This is a genomic window from Streptomyces sp. 8L, assembly GCF_020176795.1.
GTDB lineage: Bacteria > Actinomycetota > Actinomycetes > Streptomycetales > Streptomycetaceae > Streptomyces.
In genome coordinates this window covers 9,195-13,288 of sequence record NZ_JAIUKE010000364.1, presented here as the reverse complement: position 1 = coordinate 13,288, position 4,094 = coordinate 9,195, and the positions used below count along the sequence as shown (strand labels likewise).

Annotated in this window: 1 protein-coding gene (only partly in view); it reads right to left on the bottom strand. The window is 74.6% G+C overall.

The window, feature by feature from the left end; all coding sequences use genetic code 11:
- Nucleotides 1-64: 64 nt before the first annotated feature.
- A protein-coding gene (locus LCE31_RS26670; protein ID WP_263632327.1) for a glycoside hydrolase family 2 protein crosses the window boundary here: on the bottom strand, nucleotides 65-4,094 show its 3' portion. It continues 230 nt past the right edge of the window; only the last 4,030 of its 4,260 coding nucleotides appear in the window; the start codon falls outside the window, past its right edge; its stop codon occupies nucleotides 65-67.

Below are 4,094 nucleotides of genomic sequence, written 5' to 3'. Positions count from 1 at the left end.
CTCCTCGGGGGCCCGGGGCACAGGGCCCGGGGCCCGGGGCGGCCCCGCTTCCGCCGGGCGGTGGTCAGTCCGCCGTGCCGGCCGACTCGTAGACGTACAGCTCGTGCACGGACAGGTAGGTGCCCGCGGGCTTGGTGACGACGACCTTGAAGTAGCGCGCGGCGACGGGGTCGAGCGTCAGGGTCAGTACGCCGCCGGAGGCGTACGGGCTCGTGTCGGCGAGGCTCAGCGCCGTCGTGTACGCGGTGTTGTCCAGGGAGACCTGGACGTCGAGGCCGCTTGGGATGTCCCCGGGCGAGGTGGAGGTGTCCCACACGATCCGGCTGAGGGTGTGGGTGGCGCCGAGGTCGAGACCGTAGAAGAAACCGGCCTGTTGGAGCGCGTCGCTGGACCAGCGGGTGCCGGGGTCGCGGTCGTAGCCGCTCGCCGGGTCGCCGGTCGCCGGGTTGGTGAATCCCTTCCATCCGTCGGTGGGCAGCTCGCCGGAGCCCGCGCCCGCGGTGAACCCACCGCCGAGCGCGGCGGCGAGCAGCGCGGCGAGCCCGGCCTGCGCGGGCAGCGCCGTCCCGGTCGCCCACAGCAGCTGGTCCACCACGATCCGGCCCTTGCCCGACGTGGTCTCCCACACCACGGGGGCCGGCGTATGGCCGCGTGCGCTCTCCTCGGCCCTGCCGTACTTGGTCTGCTCGGTGCCCGCCTTGAAGTAACCCCAGCTGACGGGGCGGGTGGTGAGCGCGGCCCGTCCGCCGCGCACCTGGAGCGCCGCGGTGACCAGCGCGGGCCCGGCGGCCGGCCATTCGAGGTCGGCGTTGCTGATGCCGCCGGTCAGCGGCGAGTCGCCGGTGGTGACCGCGCCGTGCTGGTGGTCGGCGTCCAGTGCCGCCAGCGCCGTCCCGGGTGGCAGCAGGGCGGCGGCCTTCGGCAGGGTCGCCGCGGTGGCGCCGTTGATCCAGAGGGTGCCGCCCGCCGCGACCCAGGCGCGGACCAGGGCGGTGCGGGCGGCGAACGAGTCGAGGGCCGGGCCCCCGGGCGCACCGGCGTCGACGAGCAGGACGTCCACGTCGTCGAGCGCGCCGTCGTCCAGCGCCGTGAGCCGCTTCGGATCGAGGGACGCGGCACGCAGGGTGGCGACCACCTTGCCCGGTGTGCCCTTGGCATCCGCGTCGTCCGCGAGGACCGCGACGCGGCCGGTGGCGGCGGGCGGTGTGGCGAGGTGGCGCAGGATGCCCCGCAGCAGCAGGTCCGCGACCGGTTCGGCACCGCGTGCGGCGATCACGGGGTACTGGCACAGCAGGTACGCGCCCTTGCCGTACCGGGCCTCCGCGAGCGCGGAACCGCCGAGGCCAGGGCCCGCGTCGGCCAGGGAGAGCAGACTCCCGAGGCGGGGCTTGAGCAGCAGCGTGCTGACGACGACCTCCTGGTCCGTCTGCCACCAGCGCAGGTCGTGGGCGCGCAGCCCGGCCAGGACCGGGTGGTGCGGCGCGCAGACATGGGTGACGGTCGCCGGGGTGCCGGTGGTGAACAGCGGCCAGGGCAGCACCTGGGGCACATGGTCCTGGGCGAGGACGAGGACCCGGCCGCCCGCCTCGGCGAACGCGGTCACCCGCTTCTGCTCGTCCGCGTCGGCCGTGTGGTTGCCGCCCTCCGCCAGGACCAGCACCTCGGCGGCGGGATCGGGAAGTGTCCCGAGGTCCGTGAGGACGCGCGCGCTCACACCGAGCGCGGTGAGCGCGTCGGTGGTGGCGGTCGAGCCCGGGGCCTCGAGGACGGCCGCCCTGAGGCCGCCCGGTACGCCGGACGTCGCCGCGGGCTTCGGGTAGAGGGTGAGGGTGGCCGTGTCCGTGAACACGGTCCTGCCCGCCCGCCGGACGCTGATCTGCCAGGCCGCGTCGGTCGCCTGCGCCACCTTCGGCAGGGCGAGGGCGGCGGTCAGCTCCGCCTTGCCCGCGCCGGGGACGGTGGGGGACGCCGAGCCGGAACGGCTCCCCGCGCCCGGCACGTCCAGTGACCAGGAGACGGTCACCTTCGCGTCGGCCGCGTCGTCGTTGTAGACCGCGACCTTTTTGGACAACGTTGTCGCACTCCAGTAGTGCGTCCGGTAGTCCAGGGCGTAGGCGCCGAGCGGCCGGAAGGCGCGGGCCACGGCGTCGTGGATCGGGTTCGGTGTGTACGCGGGAAGGCCCGTGGCGAAGCCGGGGTTGAGGGTCGCCGCCCAGCGGCCCACGCGCTCGAGCCGGGGGCCCGACCCGCTCGGGTCCGGCTTCGGCACGGACGTACCGTCGAACGGGAGTGGGCGCATGCCGTACCAGACGGTGTTCCAGGGCGATACGCCGGTGATCCCCGCGTACCTGAAGCCCTCGATCTGCGCGCGGACCGCGAGCGCGTGCGCCGACCAGAAGCCCTCGAGGTCCGCGTAGGCGGCCGGGCCGCCGAGCGCGCTCACGTCGGACGGGTCGGCGTAGTACATGGCGCTGAACTCGCCGATGAGGAACGGCTTCTGGCGGTCCCACTCCGACTCCGACGAACCGCCGACGGCGAACACGCGGCCCGACTCGGGCACCGCCGTGTTCTTGGTGGTCATCTCCAGCGGGTAGTGGGTGCTCTTGAAGTCGCCCGCGCCCTCCGGGTCCTGGTCGCCCTCGAAGTAGACGGGCCTGGTGGCGTCCTGGGCGAGTACGACGGGCTTGAGCGCGGCGACCCGGTGCGCGTAGCTCTGCCCGAAGGCGGCGAGCATCTCGTTCTCCGCGCTCCAGGCGATGACCGAGGGGTGGTTGCGGTCGCGCACGGTGCGCGCGGTGAGGTGGGTCGCGCAGTTGGCCCAGAAGTCGTCCGCGCCCATGGCGTAGTTGCCCGACGAGCCGTAGATGCCGGACTCGCCGATCAGCAGCATGCCGAGTTCGTCCGCGATGTCGTAGAAGACCGGCGGGTACGGCATCGCGTGCAGCCGCATGTAGTTGACGCCCGCGCGCATCGCCATGGTCATCCACAGGGTTGCGTAGGCGCGGCTGTTCTCGATCGAGCCCATGTAGTGCCAGGCGTCGCCGCGCAGGACGACGGGCTCGCCGTTGAGGAGGATACGGGGGCCGCTCACGGTGACCTCGCGGAACCCGAAGCGCGTGACGGAGGTGTCGAGGACGGGGGAGCCGGCGTCGGCCCGTACGTCCACGCGGAGTTCGTACAGGTGCGGATCGGCCGGGTTCCACAGCCGGGCGTCCGGCCAGTTCGCCGCCGCCCGGAGCTCCGCGGTGCCGCCACCGGGCACGAAGACCCGCCCGCTGACCTTCTTGACCTGCCTGGCCCCGTCCCACACGGTGTGGTCGACGGTGACGGTGGCCGCCTTCGGGCCGTCGTTGCGCAGGGTGGTGGCCGCGGTGAACGTGCCCTTGGCGACCGATGTCGTGACCGCCGTGTCGGCCACACTGACGGGGTCGCGCGCCAGCAGCCAGGCGTCCTGCCAGATGCCCGCGCACAGTTGGCCCCACCAGGAGCCGCACGGGTGGTGGAAGCCGTCGCTCTGCTTCGAGCCGCTGACGGGCGAGGCCACCAGCAGATGGACGACCGTGTCCCCGCCGAAGGCGACGTGGTCGGTGATGTCGGCCTCGAACGGCAGCAGCCCCTCGGCGTGGTGGGCGACCCGGACGCCGCCGCAGTACACCGTGGCCTCGAAGCTGACCGCCTCGAAGCGCAGCACGATGCGCTGCCCCTTGAGCCGCGCGGGCACGGCGAGGGTGCGCCGGTACCAGGCGGTGTCGACGTCGTCCCAGTCCGCGGGCGTGCCGAAGAGGTCGTAGGCGTCCCAGTCCGTGCCGAAGAGGCCGGCGGTCATGTTCCATTCGGCGGGCACGGGGATGTCCGCCCAGCCGGTGCCGGGGGGCGGGTAGGCGGCACCGGCCTCGGCGGGCAGGAAGCCCCAGGTCCCGTTGAGGGATTGGAGGACGCGGCCGCCCTCGGTCGCGGGGGCCCGGCGGGGGGGGGCGGGCGCGGGCCGGGGGCCGGGGGGGGGCCCCCGCGGGGGGCGGGGGGGGGGGCGGGGGGGGGGGCCCCCGGCGCCCCCCCCGCGCCCCCCCCCCCCCCCCCCGGCCCCCCCCCCCCCC